The sequence below is a fragment of the Sulfurospirillum diekertiae genome, assembly GCF_002162315.1.
Lineage (GTDB): Bacteria > Campylobacterota > Campylobacteria > Campylobacterales > Sulfurospirillaceae > Sulfurospirillum.
This window is the reverse complement of sequence record NZ_CP021416.1, coordinates 366320-383766: the sequence shown is the minus strand read 5'-3', so window position 1 is coordinate 383766 and position 17447 is coordinate 366320. Positions and strand designations below refer to the sequence as shown.

General features: G+C 38.1%; 18 protein-coding genes. 2 read left to right on the top strand and 16 right to left on the bottom strand.

What is annotated here, in order from left to right; translation table 11 throughout:
• Positions 1–3 precede the first annotated feature (3 nt).
• From Sdiek1_RS01980 to Sdiek1_RS01950, 7 genes are all read right to left on the bottom strand, one after another.
• A complete protein-coding gene (locus tag Sdiek1_RS01980) occupies positions 4–609 on the bottom strand; it encodes a cytochrome c3 family protein (RefSeq protein WP_087437662.1) in 606 nt (201 codons plus the stop codon).
• A 10-nt stretch (positions 610–619) separates the two neighbouring features.
• A complete protein-coding gene (locus tag Sdiek1_RS01975; RefSeq protein ID WP_161491969.1) occupies positions 620–1048 on the bottom strand; it encodes a cytochrome c3 family protein in 429 nt (142 codons plus the stop codon).
• 2 nt (positions 1049–1050) lie between these two features.
• Positions 1051–2613 carry a flavocytochrome c gene (locus tag Sdiek1_RS01970; protein WP_087437660.1) on the bottom strand — a complete coding sequence of 521 codons (1563 nt, stop codon included), beginning with the start codon at positions 2611–2613 and terminating at the stop codon, positions 1051–1053.
• Positions 2614–2735: 122 nt separating this feature from the next.
• The gene (locus Sdiek1_RS01965) at positions 2736–4838 is read right to left on the bottom strand and encodes a helix-turn-helix domain-containing protein (protein WP_087437659.1); all 2103 of its coding nucleotides are present in this window, start codon (positions 4836–4838) and stop codon (positions 2736–2738) included.
• 135 nt (positions 4839–4973) lie between these two features.
• Positions 4974–5471 carry an arginine deiminase family protein gene (locus Sdiek1_RS01960; RefSeq protein WP_087437658.1) on the bottom strand — a complete coding sequence of 166 codons (498 nt, stop codon included), beginning with the start codon at positions 5469–5471 and terminating at the stop codon, positions 4974–4976.
• A complete protein-coding gene (locus Sdiek1_RS01955; RefSeq protein WP_087437657.1) occupies positions 5438–5743 on the bottom strand; it encodes an arginine deiminase-related protein in 306 nt (101 codons plus the stop codon). The genes Sdiek1_RS01960 and Sdiek1_RS01955 overlap by 34 nt, the downstream gene beginning before the upstream one ends.
• 31 nt (positions 5744–5774) lie before the next feature.
• Positions 5775–6689 carry a hypothetical protein gene (locus Sdiek1_RS01950; RefSeq protein WP_087437656.1) on the bottom strand — a complete coding sequence of 305 codons (915 nt, stop codon included), beginning with the start codon at positions 6687–6689 and terminating at the stop codon, positions 5775–5777.
• Positions 6690–6840: 151 nt separating this feature from the next.
• Between Sdiek1_RS01950 and Sdiek1_RS01945 the strand changes: the two genes are divergently transcribed.
• On the top strand, positions 6841–9207 hold the full coding sequence (locus tag Sdiek1_RS01945; protein WP_087437655.1) for a phosphoketolase family protein: 2367 nt from the start codon (positions 6841–6843) through the stop codon (positions 9205–9207).
• Here Sdiek1_RS01945 and Sdiek1_RS01940 read toward each other — a convergent pair.
• The 7 genes from Sdiek1_RS01940 to Sdiek1_RS14975 all read right to left on the bottom strand — a co-directional run bounded on the left by Sdiek1_RS01940 (position 9204) and on the right by Sdiek1_RS14975 (position 15519).
• Positions 9204–10133, bottom strand: a complete 930-nt coding sequence (locus tag Sdiek1_RS01940; protein WP_087437654.1) for a lactate/malate family dehydrogenase — start codon at positions 10131–10133, stop codon at positions 9204–9206. The genes Sdiek1_RS01945 and Sdiek1_RS01940 overlap by 4 nt on opposite strands.
• 103 nt (positions 10134–10236) lie before the next feature.
• Positions 10237–11721, bottom strand: coding sequence for an inorganic phosphate transporter (locus Sdiek1_RS01935; protein ID WP_087437653.1), 1485 nt, complete (start codon positions 11719–11721; stop codon positions 10237–10239).
• Positions 11722–11873: 152 nt separating this feature from the next.
• Positions 11874–12533 (bottom strand): methionine ABC transporter permease, encoded by a 660-nt coding sequence (locus Sdiek1_RS01930; RefSeq protein WP_087437652.1) that lies wholly within the window; start codon positions 12531–12533, stop codon positions 11874–11876.
• Complete coding sequence (locus Sdiek1_RS01925) at positions 12526–13533, bottom strand: methionine ABC transporter ATP-binding protein (protein WP_087437651.1); 1008 nt, start codon at positions 13531–13533, stop codon at positions 12526–12528. The genes Sdiek1_RS01930 and Sdiek1_RS01925 overlap by 8 nt, the downstream gene beginning before the upstream one ends.
• Positions 13534–13595: 62 nt before the next feature.
• Positions 13596–14426 carry a MetQ/NlpA family ABC transporter substrate-binding protein gene (locus tag Sdiek1_RS01920; protein ID WP_087437650.1) on the bottom strand — a complete coding sequence of 277 codons (831 nt, stop codon included), beginning with the start codon at positions 14424–14426 and terminating at the stop codon, positions 13596–13598.
• Positions 14427–14780: 354 nt separating this feature from the next.
• Complete coding sequence (locus Sdiek1_RS01915) at positions 14781–14969, bottom strand: hypothetical protein (RefSeq protein ID WP_087437649.1); 189 nt, start codon at positions 14967–14969, stop codon at positions 14781–14783.
• Positions 14962–15519, bottom strand: a complete 558-nt coding sequence (locus tag Sdiek1_RS14975) for a hypothetical protein (RefSeq protein ID WP_202819576.1) — start codon at positions 15517–15519, stop codon at positions 14962–14964. The genes Sdiek1_RS01915 and Sdiek1_RS14975 overlap by 8 nt, the downstream gene beginning before the upstream one ends.
• A 114-nt stretch (positions 15520–15633) precedes the next feature.
• Between Sdiek1_RS14975 and Sdiek1_RS01905 the strand changes: the two genes are divergently transcribed.
• Positions 15634–16131 (top strand): hypothetical protein, encoded by a 498-nt coding sequence (locus tag Sdiek1_RS01905; RefSeq protein ID WP_087437648.1) that lies wholly within the window; start codon positions 15634–15636, stop codon positions 16129–16131.
• A 54-nt stretch (positions 16132–16185) separates the two neighbouring features.
• Here Sdiek1_RS01905 and Sdiek1_RS01900 read toward each other — a convergent pair whose 3' ends face one another.
• Complete coding sequence (locus Sdiek1_RS01900) at positions 16186–16416, bottom strand: hypothetical protein (RefSeq protein WP_087437647.1); 231 nt, start codon at positions 16414–16416, stop codon at positions 16186–16188.
• Complete coding sequence (locus Sdiek1_RS01895) at positions 16409–17041, bottom strand: recombinase family protein (protein ID WP_087437646.1); 633 nt, start codon at positions 17039–17041, stop codon at positions 16409–16411. Before Sdiek1_RS01895 ends, Sdiek1_RS01900 begins: the two co-directional genes overlap by 8 nt.
• Positions 17042–17447 lie beyond the last annotated feature (406 nt).

Below are 17447 nucleotides of genomic sequence, written 5' to 3'. Positions count from 1 at the left end.
AAACTATTTTTTCTCTTTACGCTGTTTTTCCCACTCATCCCACGATTCTGGTCTGGTGTCATTATGCTTAAAGAGCGTCTCGCCTAAGTCTTTATGTCCAATAAACTTATGGCAACTGGTACACTGCATTGCCTCTTTCGTCCCTTGAAATGCTATGTATTTAAGATGCATCTTGCTTGAAGATTCATCTTTGAATGCTTCTTGATTGGCTTTTTCCAAAAGAGTGCTGTGACATGCTAAACAAGAGCTATCATAGGTATAATTTTTACGAGCATGCTCACGATTGGCTAACCAATCTTTTTTACTCGCATCGCCTGTAAGCGTTGTCCACCCCTCTGCAATACCATTTTTAGCTTTCACCCCTAAATAAGTAATGAGAGAACTATGTGGCAAGTGACACTCCGTACATGTGGCTTGTACCCCTTTTGGATTGGCATTGCCATGAATGGGGTCTTGTAAATGCGTTTGAGCTATCAAGCCATCCCATGAATGGCACGCGCCACAAAACGGTGCATCGCCTGTTGCCTTCACCACTTTTGTTCCACCCCATACGAAAACCAATGCGACACAAAAACTCACCAATGCGGTGATGATAATGATCTTTTTCATCTGCCCCTCCTTACTTAACGATCAGCTGTTTCATGGTTTTTTGACCATGACACTGGACACAAAGATTTTGTGACGGCTGATGCGATTTGTGGCAAAGATCACAATCAATATTGGTAAAGTGCGGTGAAGCGTGAATGTTGTTGTTATGCCCTAAATGCCCTGTGCGCTCTTGCAGTTTCTCATAATTTTCATGGCATTTAAAACAAGTCGCCTTCATCGCACTGGAATAATCTTCCGCTTTTTCTTCACTGTGGCACTCTTTACATGTAAGCCCTAATTTTTGATGTACTCCTTGTATCGGATAGTTTTTTTCCGAATATTTTTCATTCAAGTTAGGCGTCACACTTAAAGACCCACTCTCATTGGCGGCCATTGCTACTGTGCAAAAACCGCCTAAAAGAACCATGCTGAAGAGGAGTTGTTTCCATAGCTGTTTCATCATTAACTCCTTACCATTTTTTGATAACGCTCAGCAATAGCAAAACCTGCACGGCGTCCAAAGACAATACAATCTACAACAGAGTTTGACCCCAATCTGTTATAGCCATGCCTTCCACCCGTCACTTCACCACAGGCGAATAATCCCTCAATGAGCTTTCCAGATTTATTGAAAACTTCGCAATTAACGGTCGTATGAACACCACCCATACAGTGATGAATCTTAGGACCTGGTCGTGCTGCAAAAAAAGGTGGCTGCTCAATCGTAATCGTGGTTCCTTTGTATTTGGAAAATGTACGATTAAAGTCAGGGTCTTTCCCTGCTTTTACATAAGAATTGTATTTTTTAAGCTCCTCTAAAAAAGGCTCTTTATTAATGTTAAATTTAGCGATCATCTCATCTAACGTCTCAAACTGATATACGGCACCTGCTTCAATGCCACGTTGCAATTCATCAATTTCAACTGTTTTTGCACCATTAACATCCATAAACAAAATTGGATGGTTTTTACCGCCCTCATTCATCGCAAAAATAGCGTCCGAACTGATTTTACGATCGGCGATTTCATTGACAAACCGACGTCCTGTTTTGGGGTTAATCATCATGCCAAAGCTGTACCCACTCGTAATCGTACGAAAGGCAAAGCCAAAGCTATCTTCATCCGCAGAAGTGACGTGCATGATTTGAATGTATTGCATATCAATCAAATCCACATCATCTTTGATGAGTTTTTGAATGGTATAGCCTGTTGCACCGTAATGGTTGGTGGTTGGCATATTGGGTGTGAGTGAAGGATCGAAAATCTGTCGCACTTTTGGATCAGCCGCCCAACCACCTGTTGCCAAAACAACGCCAGCATTGGCACGGTAATACTTGACTTTCCCCGTTTTATTGTCATTTTCATCAAAAGAACGATCAAATTTAAACTCATACTTTTCACGTACTTTCATACCAATGACGATACCTTTGTCGTTGTACACCAACTCATCCATAATAATCCGTGTGCGTTGTTGCCCACCACGTTTGATGATCTGCTCTTGCAGAGGCATCGTGATGTACGAGCCAACACCCACAGAATGGTTACGAGGAGCGCTATGTCCTCCGCTTCGACTAAAAAGCTTCCATTTTACCCCATTATCCACGAGCCAGTTAAACGCATCTAAACCTTCATACGCCATAATGCGCACCATCTCTGGATTGTTTAGGTTATGCCCGCTTTTGAGCGTGTCTTTGATGTGCATTTCAGGATCATCTACCACACCATTCTCTTTTTGAATCGATGTTCGAGACATCGCGTAAGAGCCACCACTGATGGAAGAGTTCCCGCCCATGTACTGCATCTTGTCTATCATCAATACATTTTTAAGCCCTTTATCCATCATCGAAAGCATCGCAGCTGTACCCGCATACCCGCTACCAACAACAATGGCATCGTACTCTTCATCCCATTTAGGCACATCTTTTTCCAACATTTTTGCTTGCACATCCAATGTAGAAAAAAGTGCCATACCCCCACCAAGTAATGCAAGTTTTTGCATCGCTTTTCTTCGTTGTATGTCTAACATGTTAGACCTCCTCTTTGTATAAGAACGTAATGCGTTCCAAACCAAAGATTAGGACAATTCAAACCAAAAAAAATGAACAAAAAGTGCTTATTGAGAGAAAAAAGCAGAGAAAGAGAAGGATTTTACGAGGTAATAAAAATGAAAAAATCACTGCTCTGCGCGAAGTCTTCAAGATAACTTTGGCGTGAAGTATGGTGAAATTGTAAGATCGGCATGATGGTTGCCTCATAAGTATTGGCTTTATAAAAGGTAGTGTAAATTTTTTGAATAAATTCATCCAAGTCATTTTTAGAAGGATCAAAATGTATCTTGGCATATTTTCCCGCTTCAAACTCTTTGATGGGAAAATTTTTCTTATTTTGAGGTTGCGCCTCATCTAAAATAACTCCAAAAGCATAAGGCATAACACTGTCAACTTCTGCAAGGCTTAGTTTGGGATCATTCATATAAATCCCCACTAAAGGGAACTCATTTTTGGCCAAATCGCGACAATTTTCAAACAAATCTTCCACATTAGAAAGCGCTTTATCACTCATCGTGTTATATATGTGAAGCATTTTCATGGAAGAGAGCTCAACAAGCTCATATTCATGACGTTCAAACACCAATGAAGTGTGTATATCGGTAATGTGATGATCTCTAAAATCGCTAGGAGAGAGCGCATATGCTTTCTCAAACGCTCTAATATAAGACTGGTTGTAGCTAAAGCCACACCGTGTCGCAATAGCGGAGATTTTATCTTCGGAATATTTGAGTAAAAAAGCACTTTTTTCCATGCGCAAGCGTCTTAAATAGGAAGCGATATTTTCACCACAGTAGGTTTTAAAAATTCGTTGCAAATGGTACTTTGAGTAGCCACAGACGTGAGCAAGTTTGTTAATATCCAAACGTTCATCATCCACATTCTTTTCAATGAATAAAAGTAATTTTTCAATATGAGCATTAAACGCGACATCCCCGCAAGTTTTTTGCTCATCACCTACCGACTGCATTTCTGTAGTATCTTGTAAATAAAGTAAAAATCCACTGTTTTCTTTTTCATGTGAACCAAAGGGCGCAGAGGTGAGTAAAAGCTGCTCAGCCCCATTTTCAGTATTGCCAATATTAAGGTATTTTGCTTGCATACTCTCTTGTGTTTGTGCGATAAGAAGACGTATTTCTGTTTTGACAGAGCTCTCAAATATGACTAAATTTTCTAAAATATCATGAAAATTATGCTCTTCTATAGGCTCTTGAAGATTCAAAAGTTTCATAAACGTGTGGTTGCAAAAGACAATTTTAGCATGTGAATCACAAATCAAAAGTCCTCTACTCGTATGATTTTGCATAAAATCATGAAAATAGTTTTTCTGTTTGCTAAGCTCATTTTCAACTTTACGGTTTTTAGAGAGCCAAAAGAGGTTAAGGAAAATATACAAAGCGATGCTTCCTCCATAAATGAGAAGATTCATAAACAGTTGTATGTTAAGACGTTCACTGTAAATCGCTTGATTTTTTTCGAAAATGAGGTTCCAATTGGTCCGTGGGATTTTTAAAACCAAAAAATTATCGCTGATCGTCTCTACATTTAAAAATTTTGGAATATCTTTATGGTGGTTAGAACTGGCAAGTACGATGCCGTTTTCATCGACCAAATAGAGTGCTTTATCGTATAAAAGATCATAACTGGAGATGTACTGCTGAATAACCTCAAAAAGGTGTCCACCGCACACAACGCCTTCGCCATTAAAGATATGAACAGGTGTGCAAACCGAAACCGTTGGCTGGTTAACGCGCAAGCTTACATACGGCCGTGTCACATTGGTTTTTTGCATTTTAAGTGTATCACGATACCATTCGCGAATACGAGGATCATACCCTGTTGGAACCATGGTGTATCTATCTTCTGACGTTATAAAAGAGCCATCCTCAATGCCAATTACAAGGTAGGGGAAAAGGCTCGTTTCTTTGATTTGCTCTAAAGCAAATCGTAATTCATCTTTAGTGGAGATGGGAGATTTTTCTAAAAAGTATTTTACCTTTTCAATATGTGTAAAACGCTCATCCAACCAATCGGTCAGTTTTCCACTCACGCGCATTAAAATACTGTTTTCATATGAATGGATAGTTTCTTTAAGCAATCGATAGTTAAGTGTATGATTAACTAGTAAAAAAATAACAAATAGAAGCGATAAAAAGCCGATTATTTTTAGTTCGCGTTTATCGAAATGGTGTTGATTTTGCATTGACCTTCACCTACTCATTTCTAATCTCTCTGATGAGCTTTATTATAGTCTTATTCACTTTTTTCAAGATAAGAAGCGCTCTTTTTCATATAAAAGAGCATTTATTGTTTATTGATTTAGGAAAAAAATGCTTTTCTATGCTTTACATGTAAACGGAACGCTCATGCAGGTAAGCCCTGCTTCGGCTTTAACAAACTCACTGATATTCACTGAATCCACTTTATAGCCTAAGGATTTTACAAGCATCATGGTCTTGGGGAACGCTTCGTTCATGCACACAATATCACCGATTTTAAGAATGTTCGCGCCGAAGGGTTCATCATCGGGAACCTCGACTTTACTAAAGCCCTCAAATGCGTCGGCATCGACCCAATTTGCGTTAATCAAAATTGTCTGATCATCCAATGCGGTCACTCCCGTTTTAAGGTGTAAACACCCCGTCACTTTGACAGGAATGACCATACACCCAAAAGGTTTTATGATGGCTGCAAGAGCTTGAATACCCTCCACATTGGTACGAGAAGACTCACCTACAAATATTTTTTTGCCGACTTTAAGGACATCTCCGCCTTCTATTTTGGCAGGTAAGGAGATTCGCTCTATGTCACGATAAGCAGAGAAGATTTTTCCCATCGAGGTACTCTCGCTCTACGTGACTCCACACCCATAGAAGTCAGTACCGCCACCTCATCAAAGACGATGATAGGATCTTCCACAAAAACACTATCGGGACATGCTAAATTTTCATCTAAAACAATCACTTTAGCACCACATCGCTCTAACATAGAACAATAATTTTTATGTTGTTCCTTGGCTTTTTCAATGTCAATCGTTTCACTTTCCAAAAAAGTAAGCTCACACTCTTGTAACTTGGGCGAAGGCAGATGCGTAATGGCTAAAAGCATATTAAATCCTTATGATACAACATACACGAGATTAGAAAAATTCTAATGAATCTTCCTCTTCAACAACAGGTGCAAGCATCATTTCAAACTGAATAATGCTTGAGAAAAGTGACGCATCTAAATAGTGAATATCGATTGCTGTTTTTTCTTTTAAAATAGCATTTGTCCAACCAATTAAATCTTCAGCAATGGCATTTAAAATGACTAAAATTTTCTTTTTATTGGCATGATTGGCTAAAGTTTCCAGATGTTCTTCCAGCGATAAAGAGAGCTTTGCTATGCTATAACCTAAATCTCGAAATTCCAAATTCTTCTCCAAAACGGTTGCGTACGAATCTAAGCGCTCTTTAACACCTAAAAAATAGGCTTCATCATACGCGATGTTATAGTCTTGTACTACTTCGGCAAGTTCATCACAGCTTTCTAAAATATCTTGAATATCGAGCTCGTCAATGCTACCTTCCGCACAAAAATTCACGGCACTAATTTTAGCATCATCTTTATAGTGCATTTTGGCTATATCTTGTGAGATTGCGGGTGAATCATAGATAAAGAACTCTTCTTTGCTCTCATTTTCCTTCGCAAAAGAGTCATACACAAACTGCTCTATAATCTCCAAGTTCTTTCCAAAACGGTCTTCTTCTTCAAAATGCTTTTGATTCCACTCACGACAAAGTACAAAATAAAGCGAATAAAACTCTCTGAGGTTTTCAAGAGGAATCTCTTTGAGCTTATGTTTTTGTGCCCCTTCTTGGATCAAACCATGCGCACGTTTAAGATTCGAATAAATGTAAACCGTGAGTTTTGCAACAGCCAAATTATGAACTTTTGCAACATCTGGATCAGATAAATAGCGAGCTAACCTTGTATCTTCAATAATAAATTTCTCAAATGGTAAAACAACATCATCGACCAATGCTTCAAGCTTTTTAATGCTAATTCCCATATTCAGCCTTTTACATGTAAATTAAGCGCAAATTGTAGCATAGTTTAGAAAACATGAAATGCTTTTTTAATCTTTACATGTAAACTATAATGCGTATGTTTTTAAGTAAAATTGAAGTAGCATAATGATGACTCATCCTAAAGGAGTTGTTATGAAAGATCAACCACTTTTATCAGAAGAACTTACGCAGATTCATGCCTATTGGCGTGCAGCTAATTATCTTTCCGTTGGACAGATTTATTTGCTTGATAACCCACTTTTGAAAGAACCTCTGACATTAAAACATATAAAACCGCGCTTACTGGGACACTGGGGAACAACACCGGGGCTTAATTTTATCTATGTTCACATGAACCGTATGATCACTAAAAATGATCTCAACATGCTTTTTATCGCAGGTCCTGGACATGGAGGTCCAGCTGTCGTTGCTAACACTTATTTAGAAGGAACGTACAGCGAAATTTATCCTGATATTTCACAAGATGAGAAAGGACTTCAAAAGCTCTTTAAACAGTTCTCTTTTCCCGGAGGCATCCCGAGTCACACTGCACCTGAAACACCCGGTTCCATTCATGAAGGAGGTGAACTCGGTTACGCCCTTTCCCATGCTTATGGAGCGGTGTTCGACAATCCAGACCTAATCGCCTGTTGCGTGGTAGGCGATGGTGAAGCTGAAACAGGGCCTCTGGCTACGGCATGGCACTCCAATAAATTTTTAGACCCCAAACGTGATGGTGTCGTGCTTCCCATTCTCCACCTCAACGGCTATAAAATCGCCAATCCAACCGTGCTTGCACGCATTTCGCACGATGAGCTTGAAAAACTCTTCCTCGGCTACGGCTATGAACCTTATTTTGTTGAAGGCGATGAGCCGATGGCAATGCATCAAAAAATGGCAGAAACGATGGATGACATCATCTCCAAAATTAAAACCATTTGGCATAAAGCAAGAAGTGAAGGAAATACAGAACGCCCTCGTTGGCCGATGATTATTCTACGAAGTCCTAAAGGCTGGAGCGGCCCTAAAGAGGTCGATGGGCTCAAAACTGAAGGATCATGGCGTTCACACCAAGTGCCACTCTCAGAACTTGATAAAAAACCTGAGCACATCAGTATTCTTGAAAATTGGATGAAAAGTTATAAGCCTGAAGAACTTTTTGATGCCAAAGGAAAACTCATCCCTATACTCGCTTCACTTGCACCCAAGGGCACGAAACGTATGGGGGCTAACCCTCATACCAATGGCGGAGCACTTCTACAACCTTTGCATTTGCCTGATTTTAAAACCTATGCAGTGGATGTGTCCCATCATGGGCAGAGCATTGCCGAATCGACGCGTGTTTTAGGCGGTTTCTTACGCGACGTGATGCGCTACAATATGCACAACTTTCGTGTCTTTGGACCTGATGAAACTGCGTCTAATCGTCTTGGAGCGCTCTTTGAAGTAACCAATCGTGTCTGGATGGCAGAGCAGTATGACACAGATGATCATCTAAGCCAAGATGGACGGGTTATGGAAATTCTCTCCGAACACACCTGCCAAGGCTGGCTTGAGGGTTATTTGCTGACGGGACGTCATGGCTTTTTCTCATGTTATGAGGCATTTATCCACATCATCGACTCCATGTTTAACCAACATGCTAAATGGTTGAAGGTGACCAGCCGTGAAATCCCTTGGCGCAAACCTATTGCATCGCTCAACTATCTTCTGACCTCGCATGTTTGGAGGCAAGATCATAACGGTTTTTCACACCAAGACCCAGGATTCATCGATGTCGTTGTCAATAAAAAAGCACACATTGTCAATGTCTATTTTCCACCCGATGCGAACACACTGTTGTGGGTGGGCTCACAATGCCTCAAAAGCCTCAACGCCATTAACGTCATCGTCGCAGGCAAACAACCTGAGCTTCAGTGGCTTGGGATGGAAGAGGCAATGAGCCATTGTGAACAAGGGATTGGCATTTGGAAATGGGCAAGTAATGATGCAGACAATGTGCCGGATGTGGTGATGACATGTTGCGGTGATGTACCAACACTAGAGTCCTTAGCGGCGGTAAGTATTTTAAACGATTTCGTACCTGAACTCAAAATTCGTTTTATCAATGTCGTCGATTTAATGACACTTGAACCTCATGAAGAACATCAACATGGGTTAAGTCATGAAGCATTTAATTGTCTCTTCCCAAAAGATACGCCTGTCATTTTTGCTTATCATGGCTATCCGTGGTTAATTCACCGTTTGGCATATAGAAGAGCCAATCATGAGCATTTACATGTAAGAGGGTATAAAGAAGAGGGAACGACCACCACACCTTTTGATATGGTCGTTTTAAACGATATGGATAGGTTCCATCTGGTCATGGATGTAATGGATCGTGTACCTAAAATGAAGCCTTTTGCCGAGACAATTAAAGCAAAAATGCGTGCCAAACTCAAAGAGCATCAAACATACATCGAAACGTACGGGCAAGATATGCCTGAGATTTTAAACTGGAAGTGGATGAGGGAGCGCTAGAGCACCTCACGCGCCATTTTTTGCATCACGCGTGCGCTTACATGTAACGCTTCAAGCTCTTCCGGAAGCAGCTTGTAATGAAGGATTTTAATCGCGCCTTCACGTGTCACGACAACGGGGACATTGAGGACAACATCACTCAGCCCATACTCCCCCTCAAGGTAAACACCTAGTGGAAGCACGGAATGTTCATCGTTGGAAATGGCGCGGATGATGCGAAAAACACTGGCGGCAATGCTATGGTTGGTATTGCCTTTTTTATAAAAAATCTCAAATCCTGCATGAATGACATCTTGGTAAATCTGTGTTTTATCCAGCAATGGTAAGCCATTGAGTTCACAAAATGTATCGACATCCAAACCGCAAATATTGCAAATGCTCCATGGAAGGGTACTCCCTTTGCCATGTTCACCCAAAACATAACCATTAATATTTTTAGGATCAATGCCTACTTTCTGACTTACAATTTTCATAAAACGTGCAGTATCAACTAGCGTACCTGCACTGATAAGACGTTCACGTGGATAAAGTCCCTCTTTAAAAGCAATATGGGTGAGAATATCTACTGGATTGGTCACCATAATTAAAATAGCATTAGGAGCATAGGTGTGTAATTCATGAACGATGGTTTTGATCAGGCTAGCATTTTCACCTAGAAGTTCGTCTCTGGTTTGATTGCCTTTGAGAGTTGCGCCTGCGGTAATCACGACAACATCACATCCCGCACAATCAGCGTAATCACCATGATGTAAGTGGGTATTGCGCGCATAGGTAAAGGATTCAACATAAGAGAAGTCTTCTACTTCTGCCCAAGCTTTGTCTTTATTACGATTGACTAAAACAATTTCACTCATATTGCCCAATGTCAAAAGATAGCTAATCAATTCAACACCAACACCACCTGCTCCGATAATTCCTACGCGCATACATTTCCTTTGAAATAATGCGAAATTATAACATCCTTTGTGAAAGTGGCTGTGTTAAAAAATAAGCATTTAACCATTAAAGCTTTTCTAACTCACAATCCTTTTACTTCATTAAAAAGTTCAAAAGCATGTAAATTGCTGAGCCAAGCACTGCGGTAACGGGTAACGTAAAAATCCATGAAAGAACAATCATCTTCACCGTACTTCTTTGGATACCACCATCGGGTTCTGCGACCATTGAACCCGTTACGGCACTGGAGAGAATATGCGTGGTGCTTACAGGAGCATGTACAAAGTTAGCCAATAAAATGGTGACCATTGTTGTCAATTGAGAAATCGTTCCTTGCATATAGTTAATCGGCTTAGCACCAATTTTTTCACCAATAGTTTCAACAATTCTTTTATACCCTATCATCGTACCAATACCAATCGCAAGAGCAACAGCCATAATAACCCACGTAGGCGCATACTCTATAGGTGAAACAAGCGCTTTTCTCTGAGTAGCAATGTAGTCTGACTTGTCTTTGTCCCCAATAAGGTATATTTTTTCGGCTTGAGCAAAGAAATTATCGGAGCATAAAATCGTGGTGCGAACACTCCAAATATCCTCTGCTGCAAGATCTTCATAGGATTTCAAATTATTGAGCTTTTGAGCAACCAAAGATGCCGATATGCCGACTTGATCAACGTTACACTCTGCAATGGTATTTTTTGTTTTAAGGGCACTTGTAAGCCTTTTTTCACTCACCATTTGAACTAACGTTTCGTTATTATCGGCATAAAATCTTGCTAAATTGTTAGCGGAATCTTTTGTTTGAGTTATTTTATACTGATGTGAGTTCATATTGAGGGCATAATAATTAGGCAAAATACCAATGAGAATAATCATAATAAGACCAATACCCTTTTGACCATCATTTGATCCATGCGCAAAACTAACCCCCGCACCTGTGGCAATAATACCCATACGTGCCCAAAAATTAGGATGTTTACGCTTTTCTTCTTGTGTCGGTGATTTAAATAATTTGGGGCTATCAATATATTTTCGAGCCAACCGCATCATAAAAAATGCAATACCAAAGCCAATAACAGGAGAAATGGCTAAGCCAGCAAGCACCCCGTAAACGACTTTCCAGTTAACACTTTGGGAAATATCAAATCCGTTTAAAACACCAAACGTTGCGCTGACGCCAATGATAGAACCAATGAGTGAGTGCGAGCTTGAAACAGGGAGGGCAAAATACCATGTTCCTAAATTCCATATAACAGCAGAAATAAGAAGTGCGTAGACCATTGCTAAGGAAGCATTTTTATTAGTTGCGACCATAATATCGACAGGGAGCAGATGAACAATGGCATAAGCAACGCCAATTCCACCCATCAAAACACCTAAAAAATTCATGACACCTGACATAATGACCGAGTCGCGTGCTTTCATAGAGTGCGTGTAGATAATCATCGCGACGGCATTGGCAGTATCGTGAAAACCATTAATCATTTCATAAAAGAGAGCAATTCCTAGCGATAAAAGAAGTAAAGCAATTGTAAGATTATCAACATTTGTTAAAGCGTCCCAAAGTACAGACATAGATTATCATCCTAATTTTTAGTAATGTTACTTTACCAAATCAATATGGTTTTTTTGCTTTAATTGAAAGATGATTCTTTAGGTGCTGTACTATTTCGGAGCTAATTTAATACTCTAAAATAACTCCAAGGCTCTACTATAAGAGCCTGTGATTATTTTTTATCGACTTTCGTAGCAATGTTATCTCCAAATACTTGTAGAATTTGCACTAAAAGGATAAGAATGACAACGGTCATAACCATCACGTTTGTTTCGTAGCGATAATATCCAAAGCGAATTGCAAGATCGCCCACACCTCCACCACCAACAATGCCCGCCATTGCAGAGTAGCCTACAAGACTGATCCCTGTAACAGTCAGCCCCCTAATAAGTCCAGGAAGTGCTTCGGAAAGTAAAACGTCTTTTATAATTTGGAACGGTGTCGCACCATAAGCAGTAGCCGCCTCAATTACGCCCTTATCGACTTCGCACAGTGATACTTGCACCAACCTCGCATAAAAAGCAATTGCTGCAACCGAAAGTGAAAAAGAGGCAGCAATAGGTCCTATGGTTGTCCCAATGAGTATTTGTGTCAAGGGAAGCAACAGAACCAGCAATATAACATAAGGTGTTGAACGCACAACATTGATAAGCAAACCGCTCATCGCATTCAGAAATTTGTTTTCCCAAAAAAGACCTTTATCGGTAATAAATAAAAATAACCCTAAAGGAATACCCAAAAGAAGGGAGAAGAAAAAAGAGATACCTACCATTTGTAAGGTTTCCCAAAATGCTTTTAAAAGATCGGGTAAAAGTTCGATAAAACTATCCATGAAATACCTCCACTGACGCTGTTCGCTCTTTAAGATAACTTATAATTTGTTCAATCTGAGCACTACTTGCATTAATATTTAAAAGAAGTACCCCTAAAGGTTTTTCATCAATATACTCAATTTTTCCATGCAAAACATTAATGTCTACTCCAAAAGTACGAATCGCGTCACTCAATATCGGTTCTTCAGCTCTATCTCCGTTGTAAACAACTTTAATGAGACGGCCTTGAACATCTTGTAAAATGCGAGAAGGTAACTCAAGATTAAGCGTATGGGCTACTAATTTTTGTGTAAAAAGGTGCTTTGGAAGTGAGAAGATATCATAAACACTGCCTGTTTCAACCACAATGCCTTTATCCATCACGGCAACTTTGTTACATATTTTTTTAATCACATCCATCTCATGAGTAATCAGAATGGTTGTAATACCTAATTTTTTATTGATCTCTTTTAGAAGGTCTAAAATAGCATTAGTCGTTTCAAGATCAAGTGCAGAGGTAGGTTCATCGCATAAAAGAATTCTAGGGCTATTGGCAAGCGCTCGAGCGATACCAACACGTTGTTTTTGTCCGCCTGAAAGGGTAGATGGATAAACATGCATTTTGTCCGAGAGACCTACAAGCTCTAAAAGTGCAGGAACCCTTTGGGCAATTGCCTCTTTAGAAGCTCCTGCAATGACCATAGGAAAAGCAACATTGTCAAAAACAGTTTTTGTGTGAATGAGATTGAAATGTTGAAAAATCATACCTATGCTATGGCGGATCGTTCTAAGTTTTAATCCTGTGTATTCTGTAATATCCTCTCCAGCAATCCATATCTTTCCAGATGTCGGTTTTTGAAGAAGGTTAATAGTACGAATAAGGGTACTTTTACCAGCACCGCTCGTACCGACAATACCAAATATTTCGCCTTCTTGAATGTGCAAATTAATAGTATCAACTGCTTTAAAAGAGGTGTCTTTCGTTTGAAACGTAACCGTTACATTTTCAATATTTACCATAATGACCTAATCTCCAATAATCTATCCGTACGGTATGCAACAAACATACCGTACTTCATACTCTACTTTGTTTTAGCTTTTAACCACGCAGGTTTTTGAAAATCTTTGAAGATTTTAGCAGGATCACTCATAATATTTGCAAAGGCTTCTGATTCAACCACTTCTTTAATATCTTTCACATATTGTGCATCTAAATCATCGGTTCGAACCGCAATGACGTTGATATAATCTTCAGGAATAATTTCTCGATCAATGGCAGTTGGGTAAATGCCTGAAGAAATCGCATAATTTCCAGAAGCAACGGCAATGTCTACACTGTCCAATGTGCGAGGAATTTGAGCTGCTTCAAGCGGATGGATTTTAAGTTTTTTTGGATTTTCAACAATGTCTTTCTCTGAAGCTTTCGTTGCATCAATCTCTGGTTTAATTTTAATAAGTCCCACCGCTTGCAAATAACGAAGTGCTCTTGCTAGATTTGTAGGGTCATTGGCAAGAGTAAGGGAAGAGCCCTCTTTAATGTCTGCAATCGATTTATATTTTTTAGAGTAAATACCAACACCTGCCGTTGGAACGCTGATCAGCGCTGAGAGTTTAAGACCTTTGTCCGCTGCAAACTTTTTCAAATACATGGGGTGTTGAAAGAGATTCGCATCGATTGATTTATTGGCAAGTGCAAGATTGGGTTGCACATAGTCACTAAACTCTTTAATCTCTACGGTATACCCCTTTTGTGCAAGACTAGGCGCAATCGCTTGTTTGAAAAGATCGCCGTAAGGGCCTGGTGATATACCAATAATAAGATGTTTATTCTCTGCAAATGCATTTCCTGCGGTAAAGATGAACAGTGCCGCAATCCAAATAGATACTTTTGATTTCCATTGTTTCAAATTCATTATTCTCTCCTTGTGCCTTATAATAATAGTAGAAGTGTAACGCAAATGGTATTTAATGTCAAGTAATCTTATCTTGTTACTATTGATTAAAATTCCTGCTTAAATGATGGCAATAGTATACTGTATGTTAAGATAGTAATATGCCAATTGAACCTAAACGTACAAAAGATTCTAAAAGGCTGTTGGCTTGTTGAATGTGATTCGTGGTTCTAAAATTAATTTTTGGTGATTTTATTGAAGGGGTTTAAAAAAGAGTGGCTCCGAATGCTGGATTAATACTTATTCAATAAAACTCCTATACATAGGGATTATTATGAATAATAAATTAAATAATTACTACTAAAATGACTACTATCAAGCATTGCTGTAAAGAAAAGACAATAGCTCTTTACGCGTAATTATAGTAGTTCTTGGCGTTGGTTTCAAGGTTTTTATTTTGTCATTTTTAATGTGAAGCCATAAGGTTGATAGCCCAATACTAAGAAACTGTGCTGCCTCTCTAGGGCGAAAAAATTCTTTTTCAATTTGATGATTATTATTCATGAGGTATTCCTTGATTTTCCCCTTCAAAAGAAGAAGTATTTCCTTTTTTGTTAGGCTTCCTTTTTAATATAGATGTTGATCCAACAGTTGTCGAATAACGAGGATATGTTATTACTATTTCATTTTCAAATTCTTCAACTTTGCTAGGCAGAGGCCTATTTAACTCTAGACTATCCTTACCTGTGTATCCAACGTGTATACATTTAGTATCCAAAGAGTACACATTATTTTCGGCAACATATAAAAGAGCCTTTTCTTGGCAAAAATTTGTTGGTTTATAGCGATCTTTTTGAATATAATTGTGAATTCGCCAGTGAGCTACCACGATTACACCACTTTCAAATCCAACTATAAAGCTTTTAACGAAGAGTATGCGCATATCATCATCCCTTGCATTTATCATGCGCATTATTTTTTTTGGATTATTAACAAAACCATCATCATCTGCACGCATTCCAAGATGGAAATATAAGCATTGAGCAGATATTGGCATATCTAAAAATATATCACTATCTATTATTGTTCTCGCAAACATTCGTCGTTCAGCCATTTTTAACCTTCACACAATGTTTAGTATTATATATTATATTTAGAATTATATATTATATTGACTTTCGTGTCAATACTTTGTATTATATTTTTACAAAAATATGAGGATGCGTTAATGAAAGATGATGAAATTTATACTCAACTTTTTCAATTTTCAAGACCGACTTTCTTTAAATGGAAAAGAGAAAAAGTTCCTGTTATGCAACTTATCTCAAAATATTTTCTAAAAGAAGATTTAGAAGAATTCTTGCAAAAAGGATTTATCTCAAAATTTGAAAAATTTGAAGATTATCATTTAGACCCAGTATTTGAGGATTATGTTATTCAAAATTTGAAAAGGATCAATAGGCTTGATAGATCGATCTTTAATATTATCTTTCCGACACCAGAATTTATTACAAGACATCTCAAGCAACTCGAAGAACAAGATTTAAACAATTTAACCGTAAAAAATGCTAAGGAAAGATTTAAAGCTTTTCTCCTTTCTGTCAAGTTATCTAAAATTTGGGATACTGAGGCAAAAAGAAAAACTGTAATTCAAGCAGTTGATAGTCATTTTTCTGATATTGAAATATATTTAATTATGAAATATCCTGAAAAGTTTATTTCTTAAAACATTAAATTTGTAAATAATTTTGTTACCTACAAATTAAATATTTGTTTATCTTTAAAACCCTTGCTTCCTTAGCATCTCAACAAACGATTGCATACCAAACTCTATTTTATTGATAGCTTTTTCATTGGATACAGGAACAAGCTGTGCCATGCCGTGAACAAAGTTAATTTTGAAAATTTTTCTGGTAATTTTATGAATCACCATATCCTCGTAATCTTGATAAAAATCGTAAGACGCTTTAAACTCATCTGACATAACAGTTAAGACTTGATCATTACTCATGGTTTTCCTTCCTATTTAGCTTGTTTTTAATATATTCACTCAAACTTTTAATCGTGCCATATCCTAAATGTTTTTGAGAAATATTTGTGAGACTGACTCCTAAATCATAAAGTTCTTTGATCTTAGCTTTATTTTTATCGTACATACTCTCTTGAATTGTGCCTTTGGGCTTTCCAAGTTTAATACCATTAGCTTTGCGTGCATGTAAGGCCTCTTTGGTTCGTTGGCTAATCAAATCTCTTTCTAATTGGGCAAAGGAGGAGAAAATATTGATTTGAAAGTCAGTGAAAGGATTTTGCATATCTGGCTCAATCAAAAGATGCTCTTTTAGGATATGAATATTGACTTTCTTGGAAATAAGTTGATTCACAATAGTGACTACATTCACCACGCTTCGTCCGATACGGCTTAATTCTGAGACGATCAAATGATCATGGGGTTGAAGGGTTATTAAAAGCTCATCGATCTTTCGATCTTCTTCACTCTTTTTGCTGCTGATTTTAACTTCCACAAACGAAACTTTTCCTAAACCCTTGTGATTTACATAGGAAAGAATAGCATGGTGTTGATTTTGGAAGTCTTGATTATTGGTACTAACACGAATATACCCTATCGTTTGAGCCATTTTCCAACCTTTTACCTCTTTTTGTAATTATACTAAAAAATATCTCAAATATTTACCTTTTATATATACTATTTAACGTAAATATATAGACTAAATAAACGAACAATATATAGTAAAAATTTCAAGTATTGAGTAAATGATTATAGGTGTAAAATATTTTATTTGTTAAAGAATTTTATTTTTGGGAATAAAATGCCTATATTATATATAGTTACGTAGAGGTGTTTTACTATTTGGGAATAAAATGCATATATCCTCTAAAGAGGTAGTATCTAAAATCGTTTTTGGGAATAAAACCCCTATATTATGAACGACAGTGAATAGTGCTGTATAAAGGCTTCAAAATCCTCTCTGAAAAAATTAACTGCAATGCTTGAAATCTTCTATGAATATTTTGTTACAAAAA

What these genes read in the sequence shown, in the direction of transcription:
- Sdiek1_RS01920 (WP_087437650.1), bottom strand. Translation starts at nt 14,426, where the DNA reads ATGAATTTGAAACAATGGAAATCAAAAGTATCTATTTGGATTGCGGCA.
- Sdiek1_RS01925 (WP_087437651.1), bottom strand. Translation starts at nt 13,533, where the DNA reads ATGGTAAATATTGAAAATGTAACGGTTACGTTTCAAACGAAAGACACC.
- Sdiek1_RS01960 (WP_087437658.1), bottom strand. Translation starts at nt 5,471, where the DNA reads ATGGGAAAAATCTTCTCTGCTTATCGTGACATAGAGCGAATCTCCTTA.
- Sdiek1_RS01940 (WP_087437654.1), bottom strand. Translation starts at nt 10,133, where the DNA reads ATGCGCGTAGGAATTATCGGAGCAGGTGGTGTTGGTGTTGAATTGATT.
- Sdiek1_RS01915 (WP_087437649.1), bottom strand. Translation starts at nt 14,969, where the DNA reads ATGAATAATAATCATCAAATTGAAAAAGAATTTTTTCGCCCTAGAGAG.
- Sdiek1_RS01970 (WP_087437660.1), bottom strand. Translation starts at nt 2,613, where the DNA reads ATGTTAGACATACAACGAAGAAAAGCGATGCAAAAACTTGCATTACTT.
- Sdiek1_RS01930 (WP_087437652.1), bottom strand. Translation starts at nt 12,533, where the DNA reads ATGGATAGTTTTATCGAACTTTTACCCGATCTTTTAAAAGCATTTTGG.
- Sdiek1_RS01935 (WP_087437653.1), bottom strand. Translation starts at nt 11,721, where the DNA reads ATGTCTGTACTTTGGGACGCTTTAACAAATGTTGATAATCTTACAATT.
- Sdiek1_RS14975 (WP_202819576.1), bottom strand. Translation starts at nt 15,519, where the DNA reads ATGGCTGAACGACGAATGTTTGCGAGAACAATAATAGATAGTGATATA.
- Sdiek1_RS01945 (WP_087437655.1), top strand. Translation starts at nt 6,841, where the DNA reads ATGAAAGATCAACCACTTTTATCAGAAGAACTTACGCAGATTCATGCC.
- Sdiek1_RS01955 (WP_087437657.1), bottom strand. Translation starts at nt 5,743, where the DNA reads ATGCTTTTAGCCATTACGCATCTGCCTTCGCCCAAGTTACAAGAGTGT.
- Sdiek1_RS01980 (WP_087437662.1), bottom strand. Translation starts at nt 609, where the DNA reads ATGAAAAAGATCATTATCATCACCGCATTGGTGAGTTTTTGTGTCGCA.
- Sdiek1_RS01965 (WP_087437659.1), bottom strand. Translation starts at nt 4,838, where the DNA reads ATGCAAAATCAACACCATTTCGATAAACGCGAACTAAAAATAATCGGC.
- Sdiek1_RS01900 (WP_087437647.1), bottom strand. Translation starts at nt 16,416, where the DNA reads ATGAGTAATGATCAAGTCTTAACTGTTATGTCAGATGAGTTTAAAGCG.
- Sdiek1_RS01905 (WP_087437648.1), top strand. Translation starts at nt 15,634, where the DNA reads ATGAAAGATGATGAAATTTATACTCAACTTTTTCAATTTTCAAGACCG.
- Sdiek1_RS01950 (WP_087437656.1), bottom strand. Translation starts at nt 6,689, where the DNA reads ATGGGAATTAGCATTAAAAAGCTTGAAGCATTGGTCGATGATGTTGTT.
- Sdiek1_RS01895 (WP_087437646.1), bottom strand. Translation starts at nt 17,041, where the DNA reads ATGGCTCAAACGATAGGGTATATTCGTGTTAGTACCAATAATCAAGAC.
- Sdiek1_RS01975 (WP_161491969.1), bottom strand. Translation starts at nt 1,048, where the DNA reads ATGAAACAGCTATGGAAACAACTCCTCTTCAGCATGGTTCTTTTAGGC.